The following is a 25,015-nucleotide window of genomic DNA, read 5'->3' on the forward strand; positions in this document are numbered from 1 at the left end:
CCACTGGCTCTGAGGACCGCCCCGGCAGTATGCAAGTTAACCGGACGAAGGTCTAGGGTCCTAAGCAACTATTTCTATCTTCTATATTTCCTGTTAGTCACTTGAGAGAGGATCTTCCGGGGACCGTCGCGTTAATGGCAATGTATTGCCGGTGAACGCCAAACCCCCTTCCGCGGCCATCGAGTCCGCCCATCGCGAATATGTTCCGCCGAGCGATGACCCAACCGACTTCGAGAATGCCGACCGTGGATTCATTGCCGCATTGTCCCCGTGCATCATCAACTCGGCCGACGGCCGCGTGGTTTGGGACAACGACGCGTATTCATTCCTGCGCGGACCCGCGCCGACATCGGTGCATCCCAGCCTGTGGCGGCAATGTCAGTTGGCGGCCAAACAAGGCTTGTACGAAGTGGTGCCCGGTATCTATCAGGTCCGTGGCTTCGATATTTCCAATATCAGCTTCATTGAGGGCGATACCGGCATCATCGTCATCGATCCGCTGGTCTCCACCGAGGTCGCCGCTGCGGCGCTGGATTTGTATCGCACCCACCGCGGCGGTGACCGCCCCGTCGTCGCGGTGATCTACACCCACAGCCACGTCGACCATTTCGGGGGCGTGCTGGGCGTCACGTCACAGGCCGACGTCGACGCCGGGAAGGTCTCGGTGCTGGCCCCGGAAGGCTTCACGGCGCACGCCGTCCAGGAGAACATCTACGCCGGCGGCGCCATGATGCGCCGCGCCGGCTACATGTATGGCTCCTACTTGCCGCGCGGCCCCCAGGGGCAGGTGGGCTGCGGTCTGGGACAGACACTTTCGACCGGTGAGGTGTCGCTCCTCGTGCCGACCGTCGACATCAGGCGGACCGGCGAGATACACACCATCGACGGGGTGGAGATCGAATTCCAGATGGCGCCGGGCAGCGAAGCCCCCGCCGAAATGCACTTCTACTTCCCGCGCTTCCGCGCGCTGTGCATGGCCGAGAACGCCACCCACAACCTGCACAACCTGCTGACGTTGCGCGGGGCGCTGGTGCGCGATCCGCGTGCCTGGTCGGGGTATCTCACCGAGGCGATCGAGACCTTTACTGATCGCGCCGACGTCGTGTTCGCCTCACATCACTGGCCGACCTGGGGGCACGACAACATCGTTGAGTACTTGTCGCACCAACGCGACATGTATTCATATCTGCACGACCAGACGCTGCGGCTGCTGAACCAGGGGTACACCGGTGTCGAGATCGCCGAAATGTTCCAGATGCCCCCGGCGCTGGAGCGGGCATGGCATACCCACGGTTACTACGGGTCGGTCAGCCACAACGTGAAGGCGATCTACCAGCGCTACATGGGCTGGTTCGACGGCAACCCCGGCCGGTTGTGGCCGTATCCGCCGGAAGCCATCGCTCCCCGTTACGTCGAGGCGATCGGTGGCATCGACCGGGTTGTCGAGCTGGCCGGCAAAGCCGTTGCCGGCGGTGACTTCCGCTGGGCAGCAACGCTTCTCGATCACGCGGTATTCACTGACAACAACCATACCGCGGCCCGGCAACTCTACGCCGACACCTTGGAACAGCTTGCCTACGGCGCGGAGAATGCGACGTGGCGCAACTTTTTCCTGTCCGGGGCGACGGAGCTGCGCGACGGCAACCTCGGCGCGTCGGGGCAGGCGCCGTCGCCGACGTTCTTCGACCAGCTGACCCTGGACCAGATCTTCGATGTGGTGGCCATCAGCATCAACGGCCCGCGTGCGTGGGACCTGGACCTTGCGATCGACTTCAGCTTCACCGAGCCGGCGGAAAACTATCGGTTGACCCTGCGCAACGGTGTGCTGATCCATCGCAAGGTTGCTGCCGACCCGGCGACGGCGAACGCGACTGTGGCGGTGGGCGACAAGGTTCGGCTGGTTACCGCGGCGCTGGGCGACATCAGTTCGCCGGGTTTCGAGGTGTCCGGAGACGAGACGGTGTTGCAGACCTTCCTGAGTGTCCTCGATCGGCCTAATCCGGCGTTCAACATCGTCACGCCCTAGCCGGCGTCGAGTGTGCGTTGGTGGCGCCGAGTGCGCGTTGGTGGCGTCGAGTGCGCCGCCGGGGCGGGCCAAACATGGATTTTTCCGCCCTACATACACACTCAAAGCCGTAGCCGCACACTCGATCCGGCGGTATGGCAACCGACGCGGTATCGGCGTGCCGAAAGTGAATCGGCGATTCGTACTTGGCTCCCGAAACCCTTGTGAAGCCGTAGCCGCACACTCGATCCGGCGGTATGGCAATCGACGCGGTATCGGCGTGCCGAAAGTGAATCGGCGATTCATGCTTGGCTACCGAAACCCTTGTGACACGGGGGAACATACCAGCCGCAAGATCAGGCGACGTCGATGACCACCTTGCCCAGGACCTTGCGCTCGGCCACATAGCGCAGGGCCGCAGCGGTGTCGGCCAACGGAAACCGCGCGCCGATGTGGGGCCGGACCGTGCCGGCGGCGAACAGCTGCGCCAACTCACCGAGGTCACGGATGGCATCGGCGGGGTGGTCACTGGCAAAGGTGCGAATCTCCATGCCGCGCACGGCGATGCCCTTGAGCAGAACGAGGTTGAGCGGGATCGCCGGGATGGTGCCGGCCGCGTAGCCGAGGGTGATGAAAGTCCCGCCGCGGGCCAGGCCACGCAATGCCGGCTCCGAGTACCGGCCCCCGACCGGGTCGATCACCACGCGCGCGTTGTCGTCGGTGAGCTCTCGGATGCGGGCTTTCAGGTCCTCGCGGTCGTAATCGACCGTTGCCTGCGCGCCCCGCTGTGCACACAGCTCCAGCTTCTCCGCGCTCGAGGCCGCCGCCAGCACGCGGGCACCCATGGCGACCGCCAGATCGACGGCGGCAAGACCCACACCGCCCGCGGCGCCCAATACCACCACCCAATCGCCTTGCGACACTTGCCCAACCGAGCGCAACGCGTGATACGTGGTTCGGTAGGTGACCCCGAAGGCGGCGGCCGAAGCCAAGTCGGCATCGTCGGGAACGAGCGTTGCCGACGACGCATCCAGCAGCGCCCGCTCGGCGAATGCTCCGACGGCCGTGGTCCCGAACACCCGTTGGCCCGGCCGGAACGGCGTGTCCGCGCCGGCGGTCAGCACCTCGCCGGCGAGTTCGCTGCCCGGCGTGAACGGCACCGGGATCTGAATCTGGTACTTGCCGGCGATCAATAGCACGTCGGGAAAGTTGACCGCCGCGGCGCGCACCCGCAGCAGGAGCTGGCCAGGCCCCGGGACCGGGTCGGGAAGCTCGCAGACAACCAAGTCCTCGGGCGGGCCGTACGCACGGCACACGACCGCACGCATCAACCGGCTCCGGTCACGACGAAGAGGGAAGGGCCGGAACACGATCCACGAGGTCGCCGTACTTGGCGCGGGCGGCCTCACGGCGGACGTCCAGCATCTCGCTGGGCCGCTCGGCGTCTTCGGCGTCGTAGTTCTTCAGCAGCAGCCGGGCCAGGTTGACCTTGTGCGCCTCGGTGGGTCCGTCGGCCAGGCCGAGCGCCACCCCGCCGAGCAGCACGTTGACCAGCGGCAGCTGATCGGTGGTGCCCAGCGCGCCGTGCACCTGGATGGCGCGCAGCCCAATCGATTTGAGTACTTGCGACGCGAGGATCTTGCAGGCACCGATCTCGGCTCGCGCCGCATGCTCGCCGGCGGTGTCGATCAGCCAGGCCGCATGCAGCACCGCCAGCCGGAAGGGCATCAGCTCGGTGTAGGAGTCGGCGATGAACGCTTGCACCAGCTGCTTGTCGGCCAACGAACTACCCTGGGTGAAGCGGCTTTTCGCCCGTCGGGACATCATCTCGATGGCGCGTTGCGCCATCCCGATCGAGCGCATCGCGTGATGCAACCGGCCACCGGCCAGCCGGGTCTGCAGAATCATGAAGCCCTGTCCGGGCTCGCCCAGCAGCGCGTCCGGTCCCACCCGCACGCCGTCGTAGCGCACCAGCGAATGTCCGGGTTCGTGCGGGTGGGCGCCGACCAGGTGGTGGTTGGCCTCGATGGTCAGCCCTGCGGCTCCGGCCGGGACCAGGAATGTCGAGGCGCCGCGATGCACGGGCACGTCGGGATCGGTGATAGCGACCACGATGAAGAATGACGCGACGGATGCATTGGACGAGAAGTACTTTCGCCCGGTGATCACCCAACCGCCACCGTCGCGGACGGCACGGGTGGTGAACACCCGCGGGTCGGCGCCGCCTTGCGGTTCGGTCATCGAGAAGCAGGAGAAGATCTCACCGGACAGCAGGCCCTGCAGGTAGCGGTCCTTCTGCTCCTGGGTACCGAAGCGCGCAATGATTTCGCCGTTGCCGGTGTCGGGTGCCTGGGTGCCGAACACGATCGGCGCCCACGGGCTGCGGCCCAGGATCTCGTTGATCAGCGTCAGCTTCACCGCGCCGAAGCCCTGCCCGCCCAGTTCTGGACTCAAATGCGGTGCCCACAAGCCCTGGTCGCGAACCTGCTGCTTGAGCGGATCGACGATCCGCCGGCGTTGGTCGTCGAGTGGCAGGAACTCGCAGCCCGGGAACAGCACTTCGAGAGGTTCCACCTCGTCGCGCACGAATCCGCGGATCCAGTCGAGCTTCTTCTCGAATTCGGGTTCGGTGGAGAAGTCCCAAGGCACGTGAGTGCTCCTATCTTTCAGGGGATTCCGCCGTCGGCCCGGACAATCGAGCCGGTGGTGAAGCTGGATGCGTCGGAGGCGAGAAACAGTGCGGCGCCGACGATTTCGGACGGATTTCCGGCCCTGCGCAACGAAAGGTGCCCGAACGGATTCTGGGTTGCCTGCTCCAGGTTCCAGGCCTTGCTGATATCGGTCAGAAACGGTCCGGCCATCAGTGTGTTGACCCGCACCGAAGGCCCGAACGCCCGGGCGAGACCTTCCGTCATCGCATTGAGTCCTGCCTTCGCCGCGGCGTAGGGGATGATGTCCGCGCCCGGCCGCAGCGACCCGGTGGAGCTGACGTTGATGATCGACCCGCGCCCGGCCGCCACCATCCGTTCGCCTACCAGTGCCGACAACCGGAACGGCCCTTTGAGGTTGAGGTTGACGACGGCGTCGAATAGCTTCTCGGTGACGTCGGTGAGCTTGTCGTACAGCGGTGACATGCCGGCATTGTTGATCAGCGTGTCGACCTTGCCGAACCGGTCGTAGGCCGCCTCGACCAGCCCGTCGAGCTGGTCCCAGCGTCCCATGTGCACCTGGTAAGCCATCGCGGCGCGCCCGGTCTCGGCTTCGATCTCGGTGGCGGTGGCCACGCAGTTGTCCAGGTTGCGGCTGGCAATCAGCACGTCGGCGCCGCAGCGGGCGAGCGCGAAAGCCATTTCGCGGCCCAATCCGCGGCTGCCGCCGGTGATCAGCACCACCTGGTCGGTGAGATCGAAAAGCCGGTCCGCATAACCCATTTCAGCGAGCCTTAGCGAGCTCGGCCGCGGTGGCGATGAGCTGGGGGACCATCGTCGCGAAGGTTTCGGTGATCTTCGGGTCCACCTCATGGGGTCCCGGCCGAACCGCGGCCGCGTAGGTCTTCTCCAGCACGATGCCCAGTTTCCAGTTGGCCAGCACCAGGTAGTAGTCGATGTTCTCGGTGGACAGCCCGCTGATCGCCTCATAGTGCGCCAGCAGCTCGCTGCGTCTGGGCATGCCGCGCATGTCGAGATAGAACCCATCGGCGCGCGGCTCCTCGCCGTCATAGCCCAGTAGCGCCCACGCCAGGTCCAGCAGCGGATCGCCCACCGTCGCCATCTCCCAGTCCACGATCGCGGCCAGCCGGGCCGGCGCCCCGTGCGCGAACATGACGTTGGCGAATTGATAGTCGCCGTGCATGACGCCCGGCCTGTAGTGCGCGGGGCGGTTGCGGCGCAGCCAGTCGGCGGCCTCCTGCAGGCCGGGTAATTCGCGCACCTGAAAAACGGCCAGGAAGCGCAGCCAGCGATCGACCTGCCGTTCATGGAAACCCTCCGGACGGCCGAACCCGTCGAGGCCCTGCGCTCGCCAGTCCACCCTGCCCAGCTTGGCGGCGCCCTCGACGAGCTGGAACGCCAGCCCGCGCCGGGCGTCCGGGTCGGTGTCGAACGGCGCCTGCCACCCGCGGTCCATCGGGCTCCACCCGTCGATCGCCGCCATCACGTAGAACGGCATGCCCAGCACCGAGCCGGTCTCATCGGCCGCAATGAGCTCAGCGTGCGGCACATCGGTGCCCGACAACGCCCGCGCCAGCCGGATTTCCCGCAGCAACCCGTCGACCCGGGCCGCGTCCGCCCGGGGGCCGGGCATCCGCAGCACCATGCGTTGATCGGCGCGCCGAATCAGGTACAGCGTGTTCTGGGATCCGCCGCTCAGCTGCTCGAGTTCCGGCCACGCACCGCCGCCCGGTGCGCCGTTCGCATCGAGCCAACGACCGATGACGCCGGCGTCCAGCTGCGTTCCGCTGGCAGTCGTCATTGGCTGCACACCCGCTCTCGGTTCGGAGAATTCCATTCTCAAGCGGCATGGTAGCGCCGGGCAAGCCGCGTGTAAGGCTTGGCCCCATGCAACTGCTTCTGGTCCGTCATGCTTTGCCGCTGCGCAGCGAACACGGCGAGGGTTCAGATCCGGACCTGTCGGACACCGGCATAGCCCAGGTCGCGCGGCTACCCGAGGCGCTGGCCAGGTTTCCCATCTCGCGGGTGGTGAGCAGCCCGCAGCGCCGCGCCATCCAGACCGCCGAACCGGTCGCGGCGGTTCTTAGCCTGCCCGTCGACATCGAGGACCGATTCGCCGAGTACGACCGCGACCTTGCGCTGTACATCCCCGTCGAGCAGATCCGTGAAGAAAACCCGCAGGAGTGGGCACGCATGGCTCAAGGGCACCTGCCCAGCGCCGTCGACGAGCATGCCTTCCGTGCCCGGGTCCGCGCGGCCCTCGACGACGTGGTCGCTACCTCCGATCCGGACGAGACCGTCGCGGCGTTCAGCCATGGCGGGGTGATCAACGTGGTGCTGCACGAGATTCTGGGAACGGCACGCCTGTTGTCGTTCCCCATCGACTACGCCTCGGTGACTCGGCTGCTGTTCTCCCGGAGCGGTCAGGCCACCGTGGCGACGGTCAATACGACCGAACACGTATGGGATCTGTTGCCCCGCAATCAGCGCCTGCTCGGCGACGACGCGGGCCGTGCAGAGCCGGGCGGCCGGCGGTGGTAAACAAGTTCGGTGACCTCGGTTCACGGACTCGACGGCCTCGACCTGGCCGCACTGGACGGATATCTGCGTTCGCTCGGCATCAAGCGCGACGGTGAGTTGCGCGGCGAGCTGATTTCCGGCGGGCGCTCCAACCTGACCTTCCGGGTTTGCGACGATGCGACGAGCTGGCTGGTGCGCCGTCCACCGCTACACGGACTGACGCCGTCGGCCCACGATATGGCCCGCGAGTACCGGGTCGTTGCCGCACTCCAGGACACACCGGTTCCGGTGGCGCGCACGATCGCGCTGTGCCAGGACGACGCGGTACTGGGCGCGCCGTTTCAGATCGTCGAATTCGTTGCCGGACAGGTGGTGCGCCGGCGCGCTCAACTCGAAGCGTTCGGCAGTCGGATCATCGACGGTTGTGTGGATGCGTTGATCCGGGTGCTGGTCGACTTGCACAGCGTCGACCCGAACGCGGTCGGGCTGGCCGATTTCGGCAAGCCCGATGGTTACCTGGAACGGCAGGTGCGCCGATGGGGTTCGCAGTGGGACCTGGTTCGGCTGCCCGACGACGGCCGTGACGACGACGTCGCGCGACTGCATTCGGCGCTGCGGCAAGCGATTCCGAAGCAAAGCCGAACCTCGATCGTGCATGGTGACTACCGGATCGACAACACCATTCTCGACGGCGACGATCCGACGAAGGTGCGCGCGGTGGTGGACTGGGAGCTGTCGACGCTGGGTGATCCGCTGTCCGACGCCGCCCTGATGTGCGTCTACCGCGACCCCGCGCTGGATCTGATCGTCAACGCGCAGGCTGCCTGGACGTCGCCGCTACTACCGACCGCCGACGAGTTGGCCGACCGGTATTCGCTGGTCTCCGGGATGTCGCTGGGGCACTGGGAGTTCTACATGGCGCTGGCCTACTTCAAGCTGGCCATCATCGCGGCCGGGATCGATTTCCGCAGGCGCATGTCCGAGCTCGCCGACGAGAAAGCCGATTCCTTCGACGAGGCGCCCGACGTCGTGTCGCCACTGATCTCCCGCGGTCTGGCCGAGATCACCAAGCCGATGTCGTGACCCGTCGGTTCGAGTGTGCGGCGGTGGCTCCCGCGTGACGTTCCCACCGCCCGGCGGGCACACTCAAAGCCCAGCCCACACAGTCACCGGGTGGGCGGGCCGGCGGATCGCAATGCCTGTGTGTGGGTCTTCTTGGCCACCCGGCGCAGTTGAATGATCCGCGCGGTGCCGACTGCCACCGTCAGCAACCCGCCCCCGACGGCGGCCAGCAGGATCGCCACCCCCAGGGGAAGGCTCCAGTGCCAGCCCAGGAAGGTGAACGGGGTGGACGCGGTGTTCTGCGCGATGAAGACCAGCAACAGGATCAGGATCAGGAAGCCGGCGATCAGGGATGACCACAGGGCGCCGGCCCGGGTCAATGTGGACGCCGGGTCCTTCGCCGGCACACGAGGTCTGGGAGCCGGGGGCGGCTGTTCACGCGGGCCTGAGGGGTTGCTGGTCATAGTGCCATCTTCTTCCCATCCCGCCCGGAATGAAACCAAGCCACGCGGAAACCCGCGTTGCGGCGGCCCTAGTTTCGCAAGATAGTGTCACCGGCATGTTGATGCTGCGGCGGCTGCGTCGGGCGGCATTTGCCGCGGCCGTCTGCTTGGTGACGGCATGCCCGGTGGCGGCGTGCGGCAGTGCCGACCCGTTCGGGGCGTCAAATGGCACCATCAAGTCGATCGTCGTCGGATCCGGTGACTTCCCGGAGTCGGAGATCGTCGCGGAAATCTATGCGCAGGCGTTGCAGGCCAACGGTTTCAACGTCGGGCGGCGACCGGGTATCGGCAGCCGCGAGACCTACATACCGGCGCTCAAAGACCATTCCATCGACCTGGTTCCCGAGTACATCGGCAACCTGCTGCTGTACTTTCAGCCAGACTCCACGGTGACCATGCTGGATGCGGTCGAATTGGAGCTCTACAAGCGGTTACCCGGCGACCTGTCGATTCTGACACCGTCACCGGCGTCGGACACCGACACCGTCACCGTCACCAAGGCGACCGCCACCAACTGGAACCTGACGACCATCGCCGATCTCGCGGCACATTCTGCCGAGGTGAAGTTCGCGGCCCCGTCGGTATTCCAGACCCGGCCGGCCGGGTTGCCCGGGCTGCGCCAGAAGTACGGACTCGACATCGCGCCAGCCAATTTCACGACCATCAACGACGGCGGCGGCGCGGTGACCGTGCGGGCGCTGGTGGACGGAACCGTCAACGCCGCCAACATCTTCAGCACCTCGCCGGCGATCCGGCGGAACAACCTGGTAGTCCTGGCGGACCCGGAGCACAACTTCCTGGCCGGCAACATTGTGCCGCTGGTCAATTCGCAGAAGAAATCGGACCGCCTCAAGGATGTCCTGGACGCGGTCTCGGCGAAACTGACGACCGAAGGCATGGCCGAACTCAATGCCGCGGTGTCGGGCAATGACGGGGTAGATCCCGACCAGGCAGCACGGAAATGGTTGCGCGACAACGGCTTTGACCATCCAATCCAGCCATGATCAGCTTCGACAAAGTGGCCAAGGTGTACGCCGACGGCACCACCGCCCTGGACCAGTTGAGCCTCGAAGTCCCCCGAGGCAGGCTTACCGTCTTCGTCGGCCCCTCCGGCTGCGGCAAGACGACCGCGCTGCGGATGATCAACCGGATGGTCGAGCCGACCTCGGGCACCGTCACCGTCAACGGCACCGACGTCGCAGACGTCAACCCGGTGCGATTGCGGCTCGGTATCGGCTATGTCATCCAGAGCGCGGGATTGATGCCGCACCAACGGGTGATCGACAACGTCGCGACGGTGCCCGTGCTGAAAGGACAGTCGCGCCGGGCCGCCCGCAAAGCCGCATACCAGGTGCTCGAGCGGGTCGGGCTGAGTCCCAAGGTCGCCACCCGTTACCCGGCGCAACTCTCCGGCGGCGAGCAACAGCGGGTCGGAGTGGCGCGTGCGCTCGCGGCCGACCCGCCGATCCTGTTGATGGACGAGCCGTTTTCGGCCGTCGACCCCGTGGTCCGCCACGACCTGCAGAATGAAATCCTGCGTCTGCAAAGCGAATTGCGCAAGACCGTCGTTTTCGTCACGCACGACATCGACGAGGCGTTCAGGCTCGGCGACGTGGTAGCGGTGTTCGCGCCCGGCGGCCACCTACAGCAGTGCGACGAGCCGGCCAAGCTACTTTCGCGCCCGGCCAACAACTTCGTGTCGAAATTCATCGGCCTCGGCCGCGGCTATCGGTTGCTGCAGCTCATCGACGGCGCAGGGCTTCCGTTGCACGACATCACCTGCGTGACCGCAAACACCCTGCGCGACAAGCCACTCCCGGATGGCTGGGTTCTGGTGGTCGACGACGGCCACGCGCCGCTGGGCTGGATCGACGCCAACGGCCTGCGGCGCCACCAAAACGGCGCTGCGTTGTCGGACACCGTGACCGTGGTCGGCTCGGTGTTCCGCCCCACTGGAAACCTCAGCCAAGCGCTGGATGCGGCGTTGTCGTCGCCCTCGTCGATGGGTGTCGCCGTCGACGAAGACGGCAAGGTGATCGGCGCGGTGCTGGCCGCCGACGTGCTGGCCGCGGTGACACGTCGACGGCAGGGCTGAGGCGTGCGTTATCTGCTGACCCACCTCGACACCGCCTGGGTCCTGACCGTGATCCATCTGCGGCTGTCGCTGATTCCGGTGCTGATCGGGCTGGCGATCGCGGTGCCGCTGGGCCTGGCGGTGCAGCACGCGCCGGTGCTGCGGCGATTGACCACGGCAACGGCCAGCATCGTGTTCACCATCCCGTCGCTGGCGCTGTTCGTGGTACTGCCGCTCATCATCAAAACGCGCATCCTCGACGAGGCCAACGTCATCATCGCGCTGACTGCCTATACGACGGCGCTGTTGGTGCGGGCCGTGCTCGAGGCGCTGGATGCGGTGCCGGCACCGGTGCGTGACGCGGCCGTCGCGGTCGGCTACTCACCGATTCGCCGGATGATCAAAGTCGAACTGCCGCTGTCGATCCCGGTACTGGTAGCCGGGCTGCGGGTGGTCGTGGTGACCAATATCGCGATGGTTTCGGTGGGCTCGGTGATCGGCATCGGCGGCCTGGGGACCTGGTTCACGGCGGGATACCTGACCGACAAGAGCGACCAGATCGTGGCCGGCATCATCGCGATGTTCACGCTGGCCGTCGTCATCGACATGCTGCTCACCCTGCTCGGCCGGCTGGCCACGCCGTGGGAGCGCGCGGCACACAGTCACCGCCGGATCAGATCCGTGATCGTCGGCGGTGCCCGATGAAAGCGATGAACTTCCTCGGGCAAACCTGGTCCTACGTCTCCACGGCAGCGAACTGGACCGGACCCGCCGGGCTGGCCGCCCGCACGGTGGAGCACCTGGAATACACCGGGCTGGCCGTGGCCGCTGCGGTGGTGATCGCCGTCCCGATCGGAATGGTCATCGGGCACACCGGCCGCGGCCAGGTGCTGGTGGTGGGCGTGGTCAACGGGCTGCGTGCGTTGCCGACGCTGGGTGTGCTGCTGTTGGGCGTGCTGCTTTTCGGGCTCGGTATCGGACCGCCCATCGCGGCGCTGATGCTGCTGGGCATTCCGTCGCTGCTAGCCGGCACCTATGCGGGAATCGCCGGAGTCGACCCGCTGGTCGTCGATGCCGCCCGGGCGATGGGGATGACGGAATCGCGGGTGCTGCTGCGGGTCGAGCTGCCCAACGCAATGCCCCTGCTGCTCGGCGGGCTGCGCAGCGCGACGCTGCAGGTGGTCGCCACCGCGACGGTGGCCGCCTATGCCAGTCTGGGCGGGCTGGGCCGCTACCTGATCGACGGGATCAAGGAGCGCCAATTCCACATCGCTCTGGTCGGTGCGGTGATGGTGGCTGCGCTGGCGTTGATCCTGGACGCGGTGCTGGCGTTGGCGGTTTGGGCGTCGACGCCGGGCACCGGTCGTCTGAGAAAGCCCATAAGCAGGCCAAATCGCGCAATTGACGTCACAGTTAGCTCCAATTTGGCCACGGCCGGCGGACACGTCCTACGGTAGGAGTGTGAACTCCGCTCCCTCTGATCCGGCCCGGCGCCTCTGGTCGGCGATGTTGACTTGGCGCGCCCAGGACATCTCGCGCATGGAATCGGTACGAATCCAGGTGTCCGGCAAGCGAATCAGGGCCAACGGCCGCATCGTGGCGGCGGCCACCGCGACAAATCCGGCCTTCGGCGCCTACTACGACTTGCAGACCGACGAGTCCGGCGCCACCAAGCGGTTCGGGCTGACCGTCACGCTGGCCGAGCGGGAACGGCAGCTTGCTATCGCCCGTGATGAGGAGAACATGTGGCTGGTGACCGACCACCAGGGCGAGCGGCGCGCGGCCTACAACGGTGCGCTCGACGTCGACTTGGTGTTCAGCCCGTTCTTCAACGCGCTGCCGATCCGGCGCCTCGGCATCCACGAGAAGGCCGAGTCAGTGTCCTTGCCGATGGTCTACGTCAATGTCCCCGAGATGACAGTCGACGCGGCCACCGTCAGCTACACCAGCGAGGGACGTCTGGACGCGATCAAGCTCCGTTCACCGGTCGCCGATACCACCGTGACCGTCGACGCCGACGGATTCATTGTGGACTATCCAGGATTGGCAGAGCGGATCTGATCACCCCGCCCGCCCGGCCCGCGGCGGCCAGTTGCTCGCGCCACCTCTCGGCGCCGATCACCACTGTCATGATGTCGGAGCGCGGGAAACTCTCGTAGCGGGTTCGCGCGGCGTGGCCGGCATCGACCAAGTCGGCCACCGAGCCGTGGCCGGCCAGCGAATCGCGGGCGCGGCCCAGCAGCTCGATGACCCGGTCGGTGACCGGCACCAACTGGCCGGTGTTGGCTTCACACATGGCGCGCACCAGATCCGGGGCGGTGCCGGCGACCCGAGTGGCGTCCCGAAACGACCCCGCGGCCAGCGCGAAAGCCAGCGGCACCTCGGCGGCGGTGATCGCCAGCGCCTCGGCGAGCAGATGCGGTAAGTGAGAGATGGCGGCCGCGGCGGCATCGTGCTCGTCGGATTTGGCGGGGACCACCACGGCCCCGCAGTCCAGCGCCAACGTCATCACCATCGACCACACCTGAGGATCGACGTGGTCGTCAACGGCGACCACCCAGGGGGCTCGGGTGAACAGCCCCCCGTGGCCGGCCGCCCAGCCCGAGTGGGCGGTGCCCGTCATCGGGTGACCCCCCACGAAGCGACCTTGCAGACCGGCGGCGGCGACCTCTTCGAGCACCGCGCATTTGACGCTGGTGACGTCGGTCAGCGGACAGTTGGGGGCCGACTCACGGATATGGGCGAGCATGTTGGGCAATGCCGGCATCGGAACCGCCAGCACGATCAGCGCTTCGATGTCGGCGGCCCGAGTCAGCGTCGCGGAAAGATCGGTACTGGCGTCAAATCCTTCGGCCCGGGCACCGTGGGCTCCCTCCACCGACCGGTTGTAGCCGAAAACCTCGCGGCCGGCGGCTGCCGTGGCTCGCATGATCGAGCCGCCGATCAGCCCCAGCCCCAGCACGCACACCGGTGTCGTCTGCACAGTCCCAAGGTTGGCACACTTGTCCGGTCGGTGTGTGGTTCCCGGGCGCTGCTCGCCATCGGTGTCGGAGCGGGGTCGTCTGGTCACGGGCCTGGTCAGCGACTAGCGTAAGCGGCCATGGGAGCACAACGGGCCTCCGCGCCGGGCCCGTCCGCCGACGCGCCGGACGGTTTCGGCGTTGCCGTCGTGCGTGAAGAGGGCAAATGGCGATGCGCGGCGATGGGCCGGAAAGCGCTGACCAGCCTGGCGGCCGCTGAGACGGAACTGCGTGAACTGCGCAGCTCCGGAGCGGTGTTCGGGCTGCTCGACATCGACGACGAGTTCTTCATCATCCTGCGCCCCGCACCCTCGGGGACGCGTCTGCTGCTGTCCGACGCGACCGCGGCGCTGGACTACGACATCGCCGCCGAGGCGTTGGACAGCCTGGACGCCGAGATCGATCCCGACGACCTCGAGGATGCCGAGCCGTTCGAGGAAGGCGACCTCGGCCTGCTGGCCGACATCGGCCTGCCCGAAGCGGTGCTCGGAGTCATCCTCGACGAGACCGACCTCTACGCCGACGAGCAGCTCGGGCGCATCGCGCGTGAGATGGGCTTCGCCGAGCAACTGTCGGCGGTGATCGACCGTCTCGGTCGGTGACCGCTGACCGCGTCGGTGAGCACTGACGAAGAGCTGATCCGCGCCGCATTGGCGGCCGCCACGACGGCGGGTCCGCGCGACGTGCCCATCGGCGCGGTCGTCGTCGGCGCCGACGGAACCGAACTGTCCCGCGCGGTGAATGCCCGTGAGGCGCTGGGTGATCCGACCGCGCACGCCGAGATCCTCGCCTTGCGTGCGGCGGCGGCGGTGCTCGGTGACGGCTGGCGGTTGGAGGGGACCACGCTGGCGGTCACCGTGGAACCGTGCACCATGTGCGCGGGTGCGCTGGTATTGGCGCGGGTCGCTCGCCTGGTGTTCGGCGCCTGGGAACCCAAGACGGGAGCGGTCGGGTCGCTGTGGGACGTGGTCCGCGACCGTCGGCTCAACCATCGTCCGCAGGTGCGGGGCGGTGTGCTCGCTGCCGAGTGCGCCGCACCCATGGAGGAGTTCTTCGCTCGCCAGCGATTGGGGTGACCGGCCACCGGTTCGGTAAGCTGCTCGACGGTGGCGTGTCCGAGCGGCCTAAGGAGCACGCCTCGAAAGCGTGTGACGGCTAACACCGTCCGAGGGTTCAAATCCCTCCGCCACCGCCAACATTACGCAGTTCAAAGGTGGTTTTTTGGTTGCTGCGGGGGCCCGTGGCCGCATTTGGACCAAGTGTCCATACCCCTGGTGAGTATCGACGTTGTAGTGTCGCCGCAACCGCGTCTAGATCCATATCGAAAATGTCGGAGTAGACACGTCACACTCGGATCTCTGTGCCCCAGCATCCGCTCCAGCGCGAGCACTTTCACCCCGGCCGACACCGCCATGGATGCATAGGTGGACCAAACCGTACAGCGGGGGGTCGCCCACCATCCTGCGGTGTCGATCGTCCACAGCACGGCCCCGCTGTACCTGGCGTATGCGCGGGAATTCGGTTTGACGGCGAGTGCCGCGCGGAGATTGGCGCCTGCGCCAGATGCCGGCCGGGGCGACGGTAACCCCAGTGCAGGCTGACTCTGGGGTTCTAGACCGCACCTCTTGTCGGGACGTTGTCACGCCCTAGTCTCGGCTCAGCTCACTAAGGTTGCTGAACGTGCGAAACGAGCCAATGCCAGGTGCTGTGGTACTACGTTTCACTCCTATGAGTCCAGAAGGCGTACTGAAACGCGCTAAGCTAGACGCTCGTCGCAGCACTGGCAAAGGCCATTACACAGCGTCGGTATGGGCTGACCACGCGAGACCGGGAGAAACGCGAGAACAAGTGATCGCGCGGCTACTTGAGGCCACCGAGCTTCACGGCCTCGACCCGGCCCGCAATCCAAACTTGTGGTGGTGTTCTTCGGCGCAAAAGCTACTGGACGAAGGCTTCGTTTTCGAGAAGGACGACGAAGACGGCGAAGCGGAGGAGCACTATTCTGTCATCCTTGGGTACCCCCCTACGCTAGAGGATGCGAAACGATTCGTGGCAGCGTTTACCAAGGAGAGGAGGCCAGGACAATGACCGAGATCATGATCGACCCCAATGTGCGGGTTGCTGGTGACCTGACGTTCTCCGGATACGAGGACGTGCGCGGACCCCTCCCGATCGCTGGGCAGCAGGTTCTCGTGCGCGAGCCCGAGGCGAATCTAGTGGCGGTTGGCATCGTCCGTCGTGTCGATGAAAACGACCGACTTATCTATATCGCGGTGGATTGGGCGCGGCTTGCCCCAGACCGGATCCCGACGCCAGATGAATTTATGGGCATCCTCCGGCGCAACCAGGTTAGATCTCTGTTCCAGCCCATTGACCGCCCAGTCGTGAGCGGTGCCACGTTGCGCAGTGCATGAGCGACGCTGCCGACGCCGCAATCGTGCGCGTGATGCTCGCTGACTTCGCCAACGTTACCGATCCGGGCAGCAAGCTGAACATCATTGGCGGCGGCATCGTGATGATGGGCTACGACCCTAACATTGGAGCCACCGCGGCTCACGCTGTCGTCGCCAAAATCTCGTTTCCACCTGAATTCATCGGCGAATCACCAGCCGTAGAACTTGCCCTGGAACATGACGACGGCAGCCTTGTAACCCTCCCGGGCCCGATGGGGCCTCAGTTTCTGCGTGTCGGAGTCGCCGACGCATTGAAGCCCGCGGTGGTTCCGGGCGCGAACGTTCCCCCAAACACCGTGCGCTCATCGAAGCAATTCGTCATGTACTTCGCTAGTGGACTTCCATTGGAACCCAACAAGCGCTACAGGTGGCGCATAAAGATTGATCACGAGACCCGCGACGAGTGGACCGAGACTTTCTATGTCTTTACCGCTGATGCTGGGCCGGTTATCGGCTAGGGATTCAGCCGGTCAACACAAACTACTGGGGGGTGCCAGGACTCGTCCGGGCGTGAATCGGACGCGCGGTGGACCGGGGTGCGGCCGCAGTTATTTTGGCCTCAGTAACAGCCAATGACAGCTGCCGTAGCCGTTGAAGAACGGACCGTTCTACCACCTCAAGAACCCGAAGGCCTCGCGCCGCTGCTGGAAGCGCTCGGCTCTCCGGAGGTTTCCGTGTGCGGCGGCAACGGGCGGGCGATTACCCTTCCCGATTCTGTGCGCGACGCACTCTACAACGTGGTGCTGGTGCTGTCGCAAGGCAAGGGCATCTCACTCATTCCGCGCCAGCGCAAGCTCACCACGCAGGAGGCAGTGCACCACTAGACATCAGCGGTACTGCACGATGCCGAGTCCATCGATGCGTCGAAAGTCGGCGACGTTGGCGGTGACGATAGGTATGCCCAACTGCAAACTCGCGCAACCGATCCAGAGGTCGTTGGTACCGATCAGCTCACCCCGGCGACGTAGCTCTCGCACCACCCTCGCGTAGACGAACGCGATCTGATCATCCACCGGGACGAGGGTGTGTCCCTCGCGCATGGCGGTAACCACAGGGTGCTCGGCCCGGTCGAATCCTTCGGCGAATTCGCCCAGCGCGATCGTCGAAAGGAACAGTTCGGCATCCGGTGAGCGTTTGAGGAACCGGTGCGCGGCGCCGTCGTCGCCACCCGCGGACCGCTCGCGTTGCAGATCGATGAGAAACGTCGTGTCGACGCTCACCCGGAGCGCCACAAGTCCTCGGGCGGTGTGTCCGTGTGCTGTGCTTCATCGAGGCGTGCGAGAACATCGTCAGGCACCGTCGGGAGTTCATCGAGTGCATCCAGAAGCGCTGCGGCCGTGGGAGCTTCGTTGCGCCAGTGCGCACGCTTGATGACTTGAGAGAACGATTCGGTCGGCGCACGGCGGGCAGCCCGAAGACGTTCGTATGCTTCGAGATCGATCGATATCGTCTTGGTTGCCACAGTGCATGTATACATGCATGGCACTGTGCAGGCAACGTCAGACGGCCCGGACCGCACGCCGAGGCCCATGCCACCGGCGACTAGCCGCCACTCACCAGCAACGGAAGCGAGATCATTCCGGCACCACCGGACACCACGATCACCCAACGGCCGTCGACCGGCAGAGTCACCTCGATGCCGAAGATCGCGAAGCCGACCTCGGCGGCGGTGGCGGCTTCCGGCAACTCGTAGGGCAGGTGTAACGGCTCGTCGTCGGTGGGGGGCCAGATCTCGACATCGACCCGCCGGTCCGGGTTACCGGTCTCGGTCTGCGTCAGCACCACCAGCAGAAACTGCGCCAACCGGTCGGCTTCGAGGGTGTAGCGGAACAAGACGCCGCCCGAGACGTTGAGCTTGTTGTCCACCGCCGACGCCGCTTCGGCCAGGAAGGCCCCCACGATCATCCCGCCGAACCTACCGCTATTCCCGTCAGCTCAGCCCGCACCGTAGGGCTGCTGCTGGGGCTGGGACTGCTGGGGCTGGGGCGCGCCGCCATAACCGAGCTGCGTGGCGGTATAGCGGGCGGCGTCGGTCACCGGCACGGCTTGCACCGCGGTGCCGTAGGCGCAAATCTCGGTCCACACGTCACCGAGCTCGGTGGTGTCGAAACGCATTCCGATGATCGCGTTACCACCCTTGTTGCGCGCCTCGTTCATCAGCCGGACCATCGCCTCGTTACGGCTCTCGGCCAGATTCTTGGTCATGCCCTGCAGCTCGCCGCCGAACATCGATTTGAAGCCAGCGCCTATCTGCGAGAAGGCATTTCGTGATCGCACGGTGAGCCCGAAGACTTCGCCGCATACGCGTTGGATCTCCCAGCCGGGAATGTCATTGGTAGTGACAACGAGCACCGCACAACCTTCCTGCCGAAATCAGCGATGGCCTGGCTCCCGGTGCAGGGTACCGCTCCACCGCCGGCTGCGGCGCCGCGGCGCAGCTATTCATCGGTGTGCCGCCGGCGATCATCACGATCGACAGGCGGATCGAGACGGCTTCGCAACAGCGGCTACCGTCAGAGCCATATTCCGATCGACGTTGTCGCATCGGGAAAGGTCGCAATCAAGGGGCCGAGCTGCTCACCGTGCTGTGGGCTCTTGAGGACCTGGATGAGTAATTCCCAACTGTTCATCGAGTGTGCACCGGCTGCGCCGAGTGCGCACCGGCTGCGCCGAGTGTGCACCGGCTGCGCCGAGTGTGCACTGGCACCGGCGACACGCCGGGCGGTGCCGCCGTGGTTGCACTCTCGGCGTGTCGGCTTGTGAAGGATGTGGCTGAAGGGCACCGATGGGCAATTGTGAAGACAGACCTCGATGCCGTCCTGACCGACCTGTATGTGACGATCGATGACCACGTGGTGCACCCCGACCGGCGGCGCCGCCACAGCGTCGACGCCGCCAGACCAGTTGGTCCAGCGTTTCCCCAGACTGGACGTGCTCGTCACCAAATCTCGCGGTCAAGTGGGCACCGATCGGAATCCGGGTGAATGCGGTGGAGCCGGGTACCATCGATACCCCGATGACCGCGCCGATGCACAAGGCGCCCGAGCTGGTGGCGGCGGAGCTGGCTCATATCCCGTTGCGACGTTTCGGATCGGTCGGCGAGATTGCGCCCACGGTCGCCTTCTTGTGCACCGAGCACAGCAGCTACACCACCGGCGCCGCCTTCGTCGTCGACGGCGCCTCGGACTGCGTCTGATTTTCGATGGAGCCGGCCGGCGAGGCGTGGCCGCCGGAGCAGCCGCTCACCGGCACCGTGCGGAGCGGGCGCCCGGCGCGGGCTCAGAAGCCGAACGACGGGGGCATCTCGCTGACCAGTACCGGGAGCGAGATCGCTCCCGTCTCGGCGGTCACCACCAGCACCCAACGGCCGTCGACGGGTAAGCGCAGCTGGATCTCGAAGAAGGCGAACCCGGGAAACTCGGCGACGGCCGCTTCGGGCACTTCGAACTGCAGGCGGATCGCCTCGGCATCCGCAGGAGGCCTTGCCTCGATGTTGAGCTGTCGGTCGTCCGAACTGCCCGGCTCCGACTGCGTCAGCACCACCAAGACAAACCGGGCCAACCGGTCTGGCCCGACCGCAAATCGCGACAGCACACCGCCCTGCACGTTGAGTTTGTTGTCCACCACGGCAGCGGCGTCGGCCAGGAAGGCACCCGTAAGTATCACGCCGCTGAACCTAACACGCAGCCAGCTAACCCGAGGGGCCAATCTGGCCCTTGACGGCGATCGCCCGGGTGGGTCGACCTGGAAGATTTTTTGGGGTGCGGGTGAACCGTAACGGTGCTAAGACCATGGATTGTGCAGAGGTTGGGCGCAGACGTGCGGCACGCCGCCACGAACGTCATCCGGCTCTTGCCGCTTTCGAGGGCCGCTTTCGAGGGCCGCTTTCAAGGGCCGCTTTCGAGGGCCGCTTTTGACGGCCTGTCGAGCCGCGGCGATGCCAAGGCTCACCGAACAGCGGGCTACGGAGTTCTTGGGCACGGCCGATTTTCCAGATTTTGCAGATAAAAACTATTCCTGACTACTACTATCGCTACTGACATCGTTTAAGGCCCCGGTTACCTCGTCGCTGACCACCACTTACTGGAGCTATACAGGAGAAACACATGCAGTCGATGTCTATCGATCCGGCAGCCGCCGACATCGGTGCGCAGGTTGCCGACAACGCCTCCCAAGGGCTGCAGGCCGGTGCGACGGCATCGACCCCGCTGACCTCGCTGCTGCCCGCCGGGGCGGACGAAGTCTCGGCCCAGGCGGTAGCGGCGTTCACGGCGGAGGCCGCTCAACTGCTGGCTCTCAATCAAGCGGCGCAAGAAGAGCTGCGACGGGCCGGAGGGGCCTTCGCCGACATCGCGCGGATGTACACCGATGTCGACACCGCTGCGGCCACCGGCCTGACCGGCGTGGGACTGCTGCCAGGCTTCCGGATGGCGGCCGGGTAGCCGTAGCACGGCATACCGGTCCCAGTTTCGCGGATCCGCGGCCGGAAAGCGCGATACTGGGCAGGTGCCTGAACGCCAGCCTGACCGCAACGTGCTGGGCGGCCCCCTGCAACCGTGCGGTACCGACCCGCTGACCGGCTTCTATCGAGACGGCTGCTGTTCCACCGGCCCGGAAGATTTGGGCCGGCATACCATCTGCGCAGTCGTGACCGCCGAATTCCTCGAGCATCAGCGCTCGATCGGCAACGACCTGTCGACGCCCGTTCCGGAGTACCGCTTCCCGGGGCTGCTCCCGGGCGACCGCTGGTGTGTCACCGCGATGAATTGGCTACGGGCCCACCATGATGGCTGCGCCGCTCCGCTGGTGCTGGCCGCCACCCACGAGCGCACCCTCGAGGTGGTCCCGCTCGAGACGCTGCAGGAGTACTCCATCGACGTGCCCGACGACCTGACCGGCTTGTAGCGCGCGTCCGGCCGTGGTGCTTGTGGGTGGCGTCCAGATTCCCGCCAGGGTTGCGGCCGCTTGAATCCAAGGCCAAAACCACAGCCATGGCGGCAATCACCGTTCCCGGCCAGCAACGTCGTTACCGCGTTGCGTTGTGATGCGCGTAACAATCCACTGTCTTCAATTGCCAAAATATTGTCTTCTGCTGTCAAGACACGACACCGCGACGTGCGGCAAGGTGTGTTCAATGGTTCAGCCACCTCCCCTCGGACGACGCGGTCCGCGGGGCAGATCCCACCCGGACAGGACACGCGCATGGACCGCGCGAGGGTCCAGTCGATGATGACCACCTGCGTTTCAGCACGTCGGCCGGCGCCAACGCGTCCGAGGTGACCCTGACGGGCTGACCACCCGCTAACCGGCCCGGGGGCCTATGAGGGGAGTACACGTATGGAACTGATGTCACCGGTTGATGCGCTGTTTCTGGCCGCGGAGTCGCGCGAGCATCCGCTGCACGTCGGTGCGCTGCAGCTGTTCGAGCCGCCTGCGGGCGCCGGCCGGGCATTCGTGCGCGAGACCCACCGGGCGATGCTCGAATGCCAAGACATAGCACCGCTTTTCCGCAAGCGGCCGAGCTCTTTGCATGGCTCACTCGCCAGCATCGGCTGGTCTACCGACAACGACGTCGACCTCGGCTACCACGTGCGACGCTCCGCCTTGCCGGCGCCGGGCCGGGTGCGCGAGCTGCTGGAGCTCACCTCGAGGCTGCACGCCAACCTCCTCGATCGCCATCGGCCGCTGTGGGAAACACACGTGATCGAAGGCCTCAAGGATGGGCGGTTTGCGATCTACTCGAAGATGCATCATGCGCTGATCGATGGCGTATCCGGACTCACCCTGATGCGGCAGTCACTTTCGGCCGATCACGACGACACCGACTTCCGGGCGGCGTGGTCGCCCGCACCCTCGCGCTCCCCGCGCAGCCAGCCGCGCCCCGGGCGGTTGCACCGGCTCGGTGGGATGCTGGCATCCGTTGGCGGGCTTGCCCCGTCGACGCTTCGATTGGCGCGTTCCGCGTTGCTGGAACAGCAGCTGACATTGCCCTTCGGGACGCCGCGCACCATGCTGAATGTCGCCGTGGGCGGAGCGCGGCGCTGCGCGGCCCAGTCCTGGGAGTTGGACCGGGTCAAGACGGTCAAAGACGCTGCCGGAGTGAGCCTTAACGACGTCGTGCTGGCGATGTGCGCCGGCGCGCTGCGGGCCTACCTCGACGACAACGACGCCCTGCCGGACGCGCCGCTGGTGGCGATGGTGCCGGTAAGCCTTCGCAACGAGCACGACTCGGTGGGCGGAAATATGGTCGGGGCCGTGTTGTGCAACCTGGCTACCCACCTCGACGACCCGGCGGACCGTCTGGACGTCATTCATGCGTCGATGCGCGACAACAAGAAAGTCCTGACACAGCTGCCTCGGGCGCAAGCGATGGCACTGTCACTGCTGCTGTTGGGCCCCGCTGCGCTCAATACCGTGCCCGGCCTGACCAAGGTGACTCCCCCGCCGTTCAACGTGTGCGTCTCGAACGTGCCCGGCGTGCGCGAGCCGCGATACTGCAACGGCGCCAGGATGGTCGGCAACTACCCGATGTCCCTCGTGCTCGACGGTCAAGCGCTCAACATCACTTTGACCAGTACCGCCGACAGTCTCGACTTCGGACTGGTGGGCTGCCGTCGCAGCGTCCCGCACCTGCAGCGGGTCCTCGGACACCTGGAGACCTCGCTGAAGGAACTGGAGCGCGCAGTCGGCCTCTGACGACCCCGCCATCCCAAAAACTTCCGTCACTGCGGCACAACGAATTTAGCGCACCCACGGGCAATTGCCGTCCGGTCGGCGCATTTGCGACGAGAACCGCGCGAGCGGCTGGCCCGTGCCCGACGCCCACCGGCCGTGCAGCCGACAATCAATTTGACGTGCGCGAAACCTACGGCACCGTAGCCTATTTCAACAGTTGACAATAGTTATAGTTCGTGAGATTTATATTCGGTCGCGTGTTCCGCGCCGGTAGATCGGGCGCCTCGAAAAAGGAGTATCGGTAATGACGCTTCGAGTGGTGCCCGAAGGTCTGGCGGCGGCCAGCGCGGCGGTGGAGGCACTGACGGCTCGGCTCGCGGCCGCGCAGGCGGCCGCCGCACCGTTGATCACTGCCGTGGTGCCGCCGGCGGCGGATGCGGTGTCGCTGCAGACCGCGACGGGGTTCAGCGGTCACGGCGTCGAGCACGCGGCGATCGCGGCGGAAGGAATCGAAGAACTCGGCCGGTCCGGTGTCGGTGTCGGTGAGTCCGGTGTCAGTTACGCGGTAGGTGACGCCGCGGCGGCGGCCTCGTACCTGGCCTCCGGCGGTTTACAGTGACGGCTCCAGTCTGGATCGCCTCGCCGCCGGAGGTGCTTTCGTCGTTGCTGGCCAGCGGCCCGGGCCCCGGTCCGCTGCTCGTGGCCGCCGCGTCGTGGACGTCGATGAGCGCCGAATACGCCGGGGCAGCAGAAGAACTCACGGCATTGCTGGGCGGGGTTCAGATCGGGGCGTGGCAGGGTCCGAGCGCCGAAGTATTTGCGGCAGCGCACGTCCCGTACCTGGCATGGCTTTTCCGGGCCAGCGCCGATAGCGCCGGGGTGGCGACCCAGCACGAGGTGGCGGCGACCGCCTATACCGGCGCGCTGGCTGCAATGCCGACATTGCCTGAGCTGGCTGCCAACCACGCCGTTCACGCCGTATTGATGGCGACGAATTTCTTTGGCATCAACACGATCCCGATCGCCCTCAACGAGGGCGACTATCTGCGGATGTGGATCCAGGCTGCCACCACGATGAGCATCTACCATGCGGCTTCGCTCGCGGCGTTGGCGTCGGCGCCGCATACCCCGCCCGCCCCCCTGCTGGTCAAGCCCGGTGTCGGCACCGCCGGCAACGCCGCTGCCACGTCGGTCCAATCCGCCATCGGGGATATCCCGTGGAACTTGATCTGGGCGCTCTTGAAGGAGGTCGCCGAGGCGTATCTGGCCTTCAATGTGTGGGTCTTGAAGGAAGATGCGTTATTCCTGCAGGACCCGATCGGCAATTTGTGGCAGATGCTCAACGCCTTTTGGACCAATCCGTTCAACGCGCTGCTGGAATGGGGTCCGATGATCTTCGCGCTCGGCTACACCGTGGCCGAAGGCGGAGCGCCGGCGACGACACTGGCGACGGGGGTGGTTACCGGCGCTACGAGCGCGCTGCTGGCCGCGCTGCCGCCGGCGCTGGTTCCGGCTGCCACCGCGCTGATGAACGCTGCCGGACTGCCGGTGGCGGCCGCTCCGGCCGCGGTGGGCGCGGTTGCCGCCGGCTCCGTGACACCCGAACTCGGCGCCGCTGCCGTGCCGCCGCCGGCCCGATTGGTTTCGGCCGTGACGACCGCTCCCGCGCCGGCGCTGGGTTGCTCGGCCCGGGGCGCTGCGCCGTTGGGATTCGCCGGCACCGCCGGCAAGGAGGCCGCCGGAGAGCCAGGCGGTTTGACCATGTTGGGTGACCAGGAGTCAGGCGATGTTGCGCGGGCCCCGATGCTGCCGGCTACCTGGGACCCGAGTCGGGCGGAGGAGGCGATCATGGCCGGCTGCGTCAGCTAGCGACGCGATAGCCGGCAATCGAGGGACAACAACACCTAAGCCGCGCAACGTAACAACCCAAGATAACCGCACCTTCGAAAAGGATGACCATGAGTTTGTTGGATGCCCATATTCCGCAGTTGGTGGCCTCGCAGTCGGCGTTTACCGCCAAGGCGGCGTTGATGC

General features: G+C 66.0%; 29 protein-coding genes, 1 tRNA gene and 2 pseudogenes. 21 read left to right on the plus strand and 11 right to left on the minus strand.

The features are described 5' to 3' along the window. Positions 1-145: 145 nt before the first annotated feature. Positions 146-2,026: an alkyl/aryl-sulfatase gene (locus tag AWC07_RS18905; protein WP_036418839.1), complete on the plus strand. Its 1,881-nt coding sequence runs from the start codon at positions 146-148 to the stop codon at positions 2,024-2,026. A 335-nt stretch (positions 2,027-2,361) separates the two neighbouring features. On the opposite strand, the gene AWC07_RS18910 is transcribed toward AWC07_RS18905, so the two are convergent. Genes AWC07_RS18910 through AWC07_RS18925 form a run of 4 tightly spaced genes read right to left on the minus strand, consistent with a single transcriptional unit; the run spans position 2,362 to position 6,475 of the window. Then, on the minus strand, positions 2,362-3,333 hold the full coding sequence (locus AWC07_RS18910) for an NADPH:quinone oxidoreductase family protein (RefSeq protein ID WP_036419126.1): 972 nt from the start codon (positions 3,331-3,333) through the stop codon (positions 2,362-2,364). Between the two features lie 13 nt (positions 3,334-3,346). Then, complete coding sequence (locus AWC07_RS18915) at positions 3,347-4,654, minus strand: acyl-CoA dehydrogenase family protein (RefSeq protein ID WP_085105193.1); 1,308 nt, start codon at positions 4,652-4,654, stop codon at positions 3,347-3,349. A gap of 17 nt (positions 4,655-4,671) precedes the next feature. Then, positions 4,672-5,436 carry an SDR family NAD(P)-dependent oxidoreductase gene (locus AWC07_RS18920; RefSeq protein WP_036413649.1) on the minus strand — a complete coding sequence of 255 codons (765 nt, stop codon included), beginning with the start codon at positions 5,434-5,436 and terminating at the stop codon, positions 4,672-4,674. Position 5,437: 1 nt separating this feature from the next. Then, entirely contained in the window at positions 5,438-6,475 is a 1,038-nt protein-coding gene (locus AWC07_RS18925; protein ID WP_036413647.1) for a phosphotransferase family protein, read from the minus strand. Positions 6,476-6,561: 86 nt separating this feature from the next. Between AWC07_RS18925 and AWC07_RS18930 the strand changes: the two genes are divergently transcribed. Both AWC07_RS18930 and AWC07_RS18935 read left to right on the plus strand, forming a co-directional pair. Further along, positions 6,562-7,215: a histidine phosphatase family protein gene (locus AWC07_RS18930; RefSeq protein WP_036413645.1), complete on the plus strand. Its 654-nt coding sequence runs from the start codon at positions 6,562-6,564 to the stop codon at positions 7,213-7,215. A gap of 9 nt (positions 7,216-7,224) precedes the next feature. Then, positions 7,225-8,277: a phosphotransferase family protein gene (locus tag AWC07_RS18935; RefSeq protein ID WP_036413643.1), complete on the plus strand. Its 1,053-nt coding sequence runs from the start codon at positions 7,225-7,227 to the stop codon at positions 8,275-8,277. Positions 8,278-8,360: 83 nt separating this feature from the next. Here AWC07_RS18935 and AWC07_RS18940 read toward each other — a convergent pair whose 3' ends face one another. Further along, positions 8,361-8,720 (minus strand): LapA family protein, encoded by a 360-nt coding sequence (locus AWC07_RS18940; RefSeq protein ID WP_036413641.1) that lies wholly within the window; start codon positions 8,718-8,720, stop codon positions 8,361-8,363. Between the two features lie 95 nt (positions 8,721-8,815). Here AWC07_RS18940 and AWC07_RS18945 point away from each other — a divergent pair, with 95 nt between their 5' ends. From AWC07_RS18945 to AWC07_RS18965, 5 genes are read left to right on the plus strand one after another with little or no spacing between them, the layout of a single operon-like run. After that, entirely contained in the window at positions 8,816-9,763 is a 948-nt protein-coding gene (locus AWC07_RS18945; RefSeq protein WP_036413639.1) for an ABC transporter substrate-binding protein, read from the plus strand. Continuing rightward, positions 9,760-10,854, plus strand: a complete 1,095-nt coding sequence (locus AWC07_RS18950; protein WP_036413637.1) for an ABC transporter ATP-binding protein — start codon at positions 9,760-9,762, stop codon at positions 10,852-10,854. Before AWC07_RS18945 ends, AWC07_RS18950 begins: the two co-directional genes overlap by 4 nt. Before the next feature lie 3 nt (positions 10,855-10,857). Then, complete coding sequence (locus AWC07_RS18955; RefSeq protein ID WP_036413635.1) at positions 10,858-11,538, plus strand: ABC transporter permease; 681 nt, start codon at positions 10,858-10,860, stop codon at positions 11,536-11,538. Positions 11,539-11,543: 5 nt separating this feature from the next. Beyond that, positions 11,544-12,290: an ABC transporter permease gene (locus tag AWC07_RS18960; RefSeq protein ID WP_036410401.1), complete on the plus strand. Its 747-nt coding sequence runs from the start codon at positions 11,544-11,546 to the stop codon at positions 12,288-12,290. Between the two features lie 4 nt (positions 12,291-12,294). Then, complete coding sequence (locus AWC07_RS18965) at positions 12,295-12,894, plus strand: putative glycolipid-binding domain-containing protein (protein WP_036410392.1); 600 nt, start codon at positions 12,295-12,297, stop codon at positions 12,892-12,894. Here AWC07_RS18965 and AWC07_RS18970 read toward each other — a convergent pair. Then, a complete protein-coding gene (locus AWC07_RS18970; protein ID WP_036410400.1) occupies positions 12,857-13,801 on the minus strand; it encodes a prephenate dehydrogenase in 945 nt (314 codons plus the stop codon). The two genes, AWC07_RS18965 and AWC07_RS18970, sit on opposite strands and share 38 nt — an antisense overlap. A gap of 132 nt (positions 13,802-13,933) precedes the next feature. On the opposite strand from AWC07_RS18970, the gene AWC07_RS18975 reads away from it, so the two are divergent. The 6 genes from AWC07_RS18975 (at position 13,934) to AWC07_RS28150 (ending at position 17,130) form a co-directional block, all read left to right on the plus strand. After that, a complete protein-coding gene (locus tag AWC07_RS18975) occupies positions 13,934-14,455 on the plus strand; it encodes a tRNA adenosine deaminase-associated protein (RefSeq protein ID WP_036410390.1) in 522 nt (173 codons plus the stop codon). 15 nt (positions 14,456-14,470) lie between these two features. Continuing rightward, on the plus strand, positions 14,471-14,929 hold the full coding sequence (locus tag AWC07_RS18980; protein WP_036410389.1) for a nucleoside deaminase: 459 nt from the start codon (positions 14,471-14,473) through the stop codon (positions 14,927-14,929). A 29-nt stretch (positions 14,930-14,958) separates the two neighbouring features. After that, positions 14,959-15,048 (plus strand) — tRNA-Ser (locus AWC07_RS18985). Positions 15,049-15,937: 889 nt separating this feature from the next. Continuing rightward, positions 15,938-16,267, plus strand: coding sequence for a hypothetical protein (locus tag AWC07_RS18995; RefSeq protein ID WP_036410385.1), 330 nt, complete (start codon positions 15,938-15,940; stop codon positions 16,265-16,267). After that, on the plus strand, positions 16,264-16,764 hold the full coding sequence (locus tag AWC07_RS19000; RefSeq protein WP_036410384.1) for a hypothetical protein: 501 nt from the start codon (positions 16,264-16,266) through the stop codon (positions 16,762-16,764). The genes AWC07_RS18995 and AWC07_RS19000 overlap by 4 nt, the downstream gene beginning before the upstream one ends. 114 nt (positions 16,765-16,878) lie before the next feature. Continuing rightward, entirely contained in the window at positions 16,879-17,130 is a 252-nt protein-coding gene (locus AWC07_RS28150; protein WP_244187638.1) for a hypothetical protein, read from the plus strand. A 3-nt stretch (positions 17,131-17,133) separates the two neighbouring features. Here the strand turns inward: AWC07_RS28150 and AWC07_RS19010 are convergent, their stop codons facing one another. The 4 genes from AWC07_RS19010 to AWC07_RS19025 form a co-directional block, all read right to left on the minus strand. Then, the gene (locus AWC07_RS19010) at positions 17,134-17,526 is read right to left on the minus strand and encodes a type II toxin-antitoxin system VapC family toxin (RefSeq protein ID WP_244187639.1); all 393 of its coding nucleotides are present in this window, start codon (positions 17,524-17,526) and stop codon (positions 17,134-17,136) included. Next, complete coding sequence (locus AWC07_RS19015) at positions 17,523-17,768, minus strand: antitoxin VapB family protein (protein ID WP_036410381.1); 246 nt, start codon at positions 17,766-17,768, stop codon at positions 17,523-17,525. The genes AWC07_RS19010 and AWC07_RS19015 overlap by 4 nt, the downstream gene beginning before the upstream one ends. A gap of 80 nt (positions 17,769-17,848) precedes the next feature. After that, positions 17,849-18,211 (minus strand): hypothetical protein, encoded by a 363-nt coding sequence (locus AWC07_RS19020; RefSeq protein WP_036410379.1) that lies wholly within the window; start codon positions 18,209-18,211, stop codon positions 17,849-17,851. A 30-nt stretch (positions 18,212-18,241) separates the two neighbouring features. Further along, the gene (locus AWC07_RS19025; protein ID WP_051507829.1) at positions 18,242-18,658 is read right to left on the minus strand and encodes a YbjQ family protein; all 417 of its coding nucleotides are present in this window, start codon (positions 18,656-18,658) and stop codon (positions 18,242-18,244) included. A gap of 580 nt (positions 18,659-19,238) precedes the next feature. Between AWC07_RS19025 and AWC07_RS19035 the strand changes: the two are divergent. Beyond that, a pseudogene (locus AWC07_RS19035) lies at positions 19,239-19,502 on the plus strand (SDR family NAD(P)-dependent oxidoreductase); the annotation flags it as partial. Positions 19,503-19,585: 83 nt separating this feature from the next. Here the strand turns inward: AWC07_RS19035 and AWC07_RS19040 are convergent. Beyond that, a complete protein-coding gene (locus tag AWC07_RS19040; protein WP_036410375.1) occupies positions 19,586-19,972 on the minus strand; it encodes a hypothetical protein in 387 nt (128 codons plus the stop codon). Between the two features lie 440 nt (positions 19,973-20,412). Here AWC07_RS19040 and AWC07_RS19045 point away from each other — a divergent pair, with 440 nt between their 5' ends. The 6 genes and pseudogenes from AWC07_RS19045 to esxG all read left to right on the plus strand — a co-directional run. Continuing rightward, complete coding sequence (locus AWC07_RS19045) at positions 20,413-20,748, plus strand: PE family protein (RefSeq protein WP_036410373.1); 336 nt, start codon at positions 20,413-20,415, stop codon at positions 20,746-20,748. 91 nt (positions 20,749-20,839) lie between these two features. Continuing rightward, positions 20,840-21,211 (plus strand): DUF2237 family protein, encoded by a 372-nt coding sequence (locus AWC07_RS19050; RefSeq protein ID WP_051507830.1) that lies wholly within the window; start codon positions 20,840-20,842, stop codon positions 21,209-21,211. A gap of 441 nt (positions 21,212-21,652) precedes the next feature. Continuing rightward, positions 21,653-23,002: a WS/DGAT/MGAT family O-acyltransferase gene (locus AWC07_RS19055; protein WP_139829786.1), complete on the plus strand. Its 1,350-nt coding sequence runs from the start codon at positions 21,653-21,655 to the stop codon at positions 23,000-23,002. Positions 23,003-23,285: 283 nt separating this feature from the next. Further along, positions 23,286-23,600 carry a PE family protein gene (locus tag AWC07_RS19060; protein WP_036410367.1) on the plus strand — a complete coding sequence of 105 codons (315 nt, stop codon included), beginning with the start codon at positions 23,286-23,288 and terminating at the stop codon, positions 23,598-23,600. Beyond that, the gene (locus AWC07_RS19065) at positions 23,597-24,850 is read left to right on the plus strand and encodes a PPE family protein (protein WP_051507828.1); all 1,254 of its coding nucleotides are present in this window, start codon (positions 23,597-23,599) and stop codon (positions 24,848-24,850) included. The genes AWC07_RS19060 and AWC07_RS19065 overlap by 4 nt, the downstream gene beginning before the upstream one ends. Before the next feature lie 89 nt (positions 24,851-24,939). Next, positions 24,940-25,015 (plus strand): annotated as a pseudogene (esxG, locus tag AWC07_RS19070) (type VII secretion system protein EsxG); the annotation flags it as partial.

This window comes from Mycobacterium gastri (assembly GCF_002102175.1).
Taxonomy (GTDB): Bacteria; Actinomycetota; Actinomycetes; order Mycobacteriales; family Mycobacteriaceae; genus Mycobacterium; species Mycobacterium gastri.

Excerpts from the sequence above, each read along its gene's own strand:
- AWC07_RS18975 (WP_036410390.1), top strand. The coding sequence starts at position 13,934 with ATGGGAGCACAACGGGCCTCCGCGCCGGGCCCGTCCGCCGACGCGCCG.
- AWC07_RS18925 (WP_036413647.1), bottom strand. The coding sequence starts at position 6,475 with ATGACGACTGCCAGCGGAACGCAGCTGGACGCCGGCGTCATCGGTCGT.
- AWC07_RS19000 (WP_036410384.1), top strand. The coding sequence starts at position 16,264 with ATGAGCGACGCTGCCGACGCCGCAATCGTGCGCGTGATGCTCGCTGAC.
- AWC07_RS18920 (WP_036413649.1), bottom strand. The coding sequence starts at position 5,436 with ATGGGTTATGCGGACCGGCTTTTCGATCTCACCGACCAGGTGGTGCTG.
- AWC07_RS19020 (WP_036410379.1), bottom strand. The coding sequence starts at position 18,211 with ATGATCGTGGGGGCCTTCCTGGCCGAAGCGGCGTCGGCGGTGGACAAC.
- AWC07_RS28150 (WP_244187638.1), top strand. The coding sequence starts at position 16,879 with ATGACAGCTGCCGTAGCCGTTGAAGAACGGACCGTTCTACCACCTCAA.
- AWC07_RS19055 (WP_139829786.1), top strand. The coding sequence starts at position 21,653 with ATGTCACCGGTTGATGCGCTGTTTCTGGCCGCGGAGTCGCGCGAGCAT.
- AWC07_RS18995 (WP_036410385.1), top strand. The coding sequence starts at position 15,938 with ATGACCGAGATCATGATCGACCCCAATGTGCGGGTTGCTGGTGACCTG.
- AWC07_RS19060 (WP_036410367.1), top strand. The coding sequence starts at position 23,286 with ATGACGCTTCGAGTGGTGCCCGAAGGTCTGGCGGCGGCCAGCGCGGCG.
- AWC07_RS19045 (WP_036410373.1), top strand. The coding sequence starts at position 20,413 with ATGCAGTCGATGTCTATCGATCCGGCAGCCGCCGACATCGGTGCGCAG.
- AWC07_RS18945 (WP_036413639.1), top strand. The coding sequence starts at position 8,816 with ATGTTGATGCTGCGGCGGCTGCGTCGGGCGGCATTTGCCGCGGCCGTC.
- AWC07_RS18930 (WP_036413645.1), top strand. The coding sequence starts at position 6,562 with ATGCAACTGCTTCTGGTCCGTCATGCTTTGCCGCTGCGCAGCGAACAC.
- AWC07_RS18950 (WP_036413637.1), top strand. The coding sequence starts at position 9,760 with ATGATCAGCTTCGACAAAGTGGCCAAGGTGTACGCCGACGGCACCACC.
- AWC07_RS18940 (WP_036413641.1), bottom strand. The coding sequence starts at position 8,720 with ATGACCAGCAACCCCTCAGGCCCGCGTGAACAGCCGCCCCCGGCTCCC.
- AWC07_RS18910 (WP_036419126.1), bottom strand. The coding sequence starts at position 3,333 with ATGCGTGCGGTCGTGTGCCGTGCGTACGGCCCGCCCGAGGACTTGGTT.
- AWC07_RS18960 (WP_036410401.1), top strand. The coding sequence starts at position 11,544 with ATGAACTTCCTCGGGCAAACCTGGTCCTACGTCTCCACGGCAGCGAAC.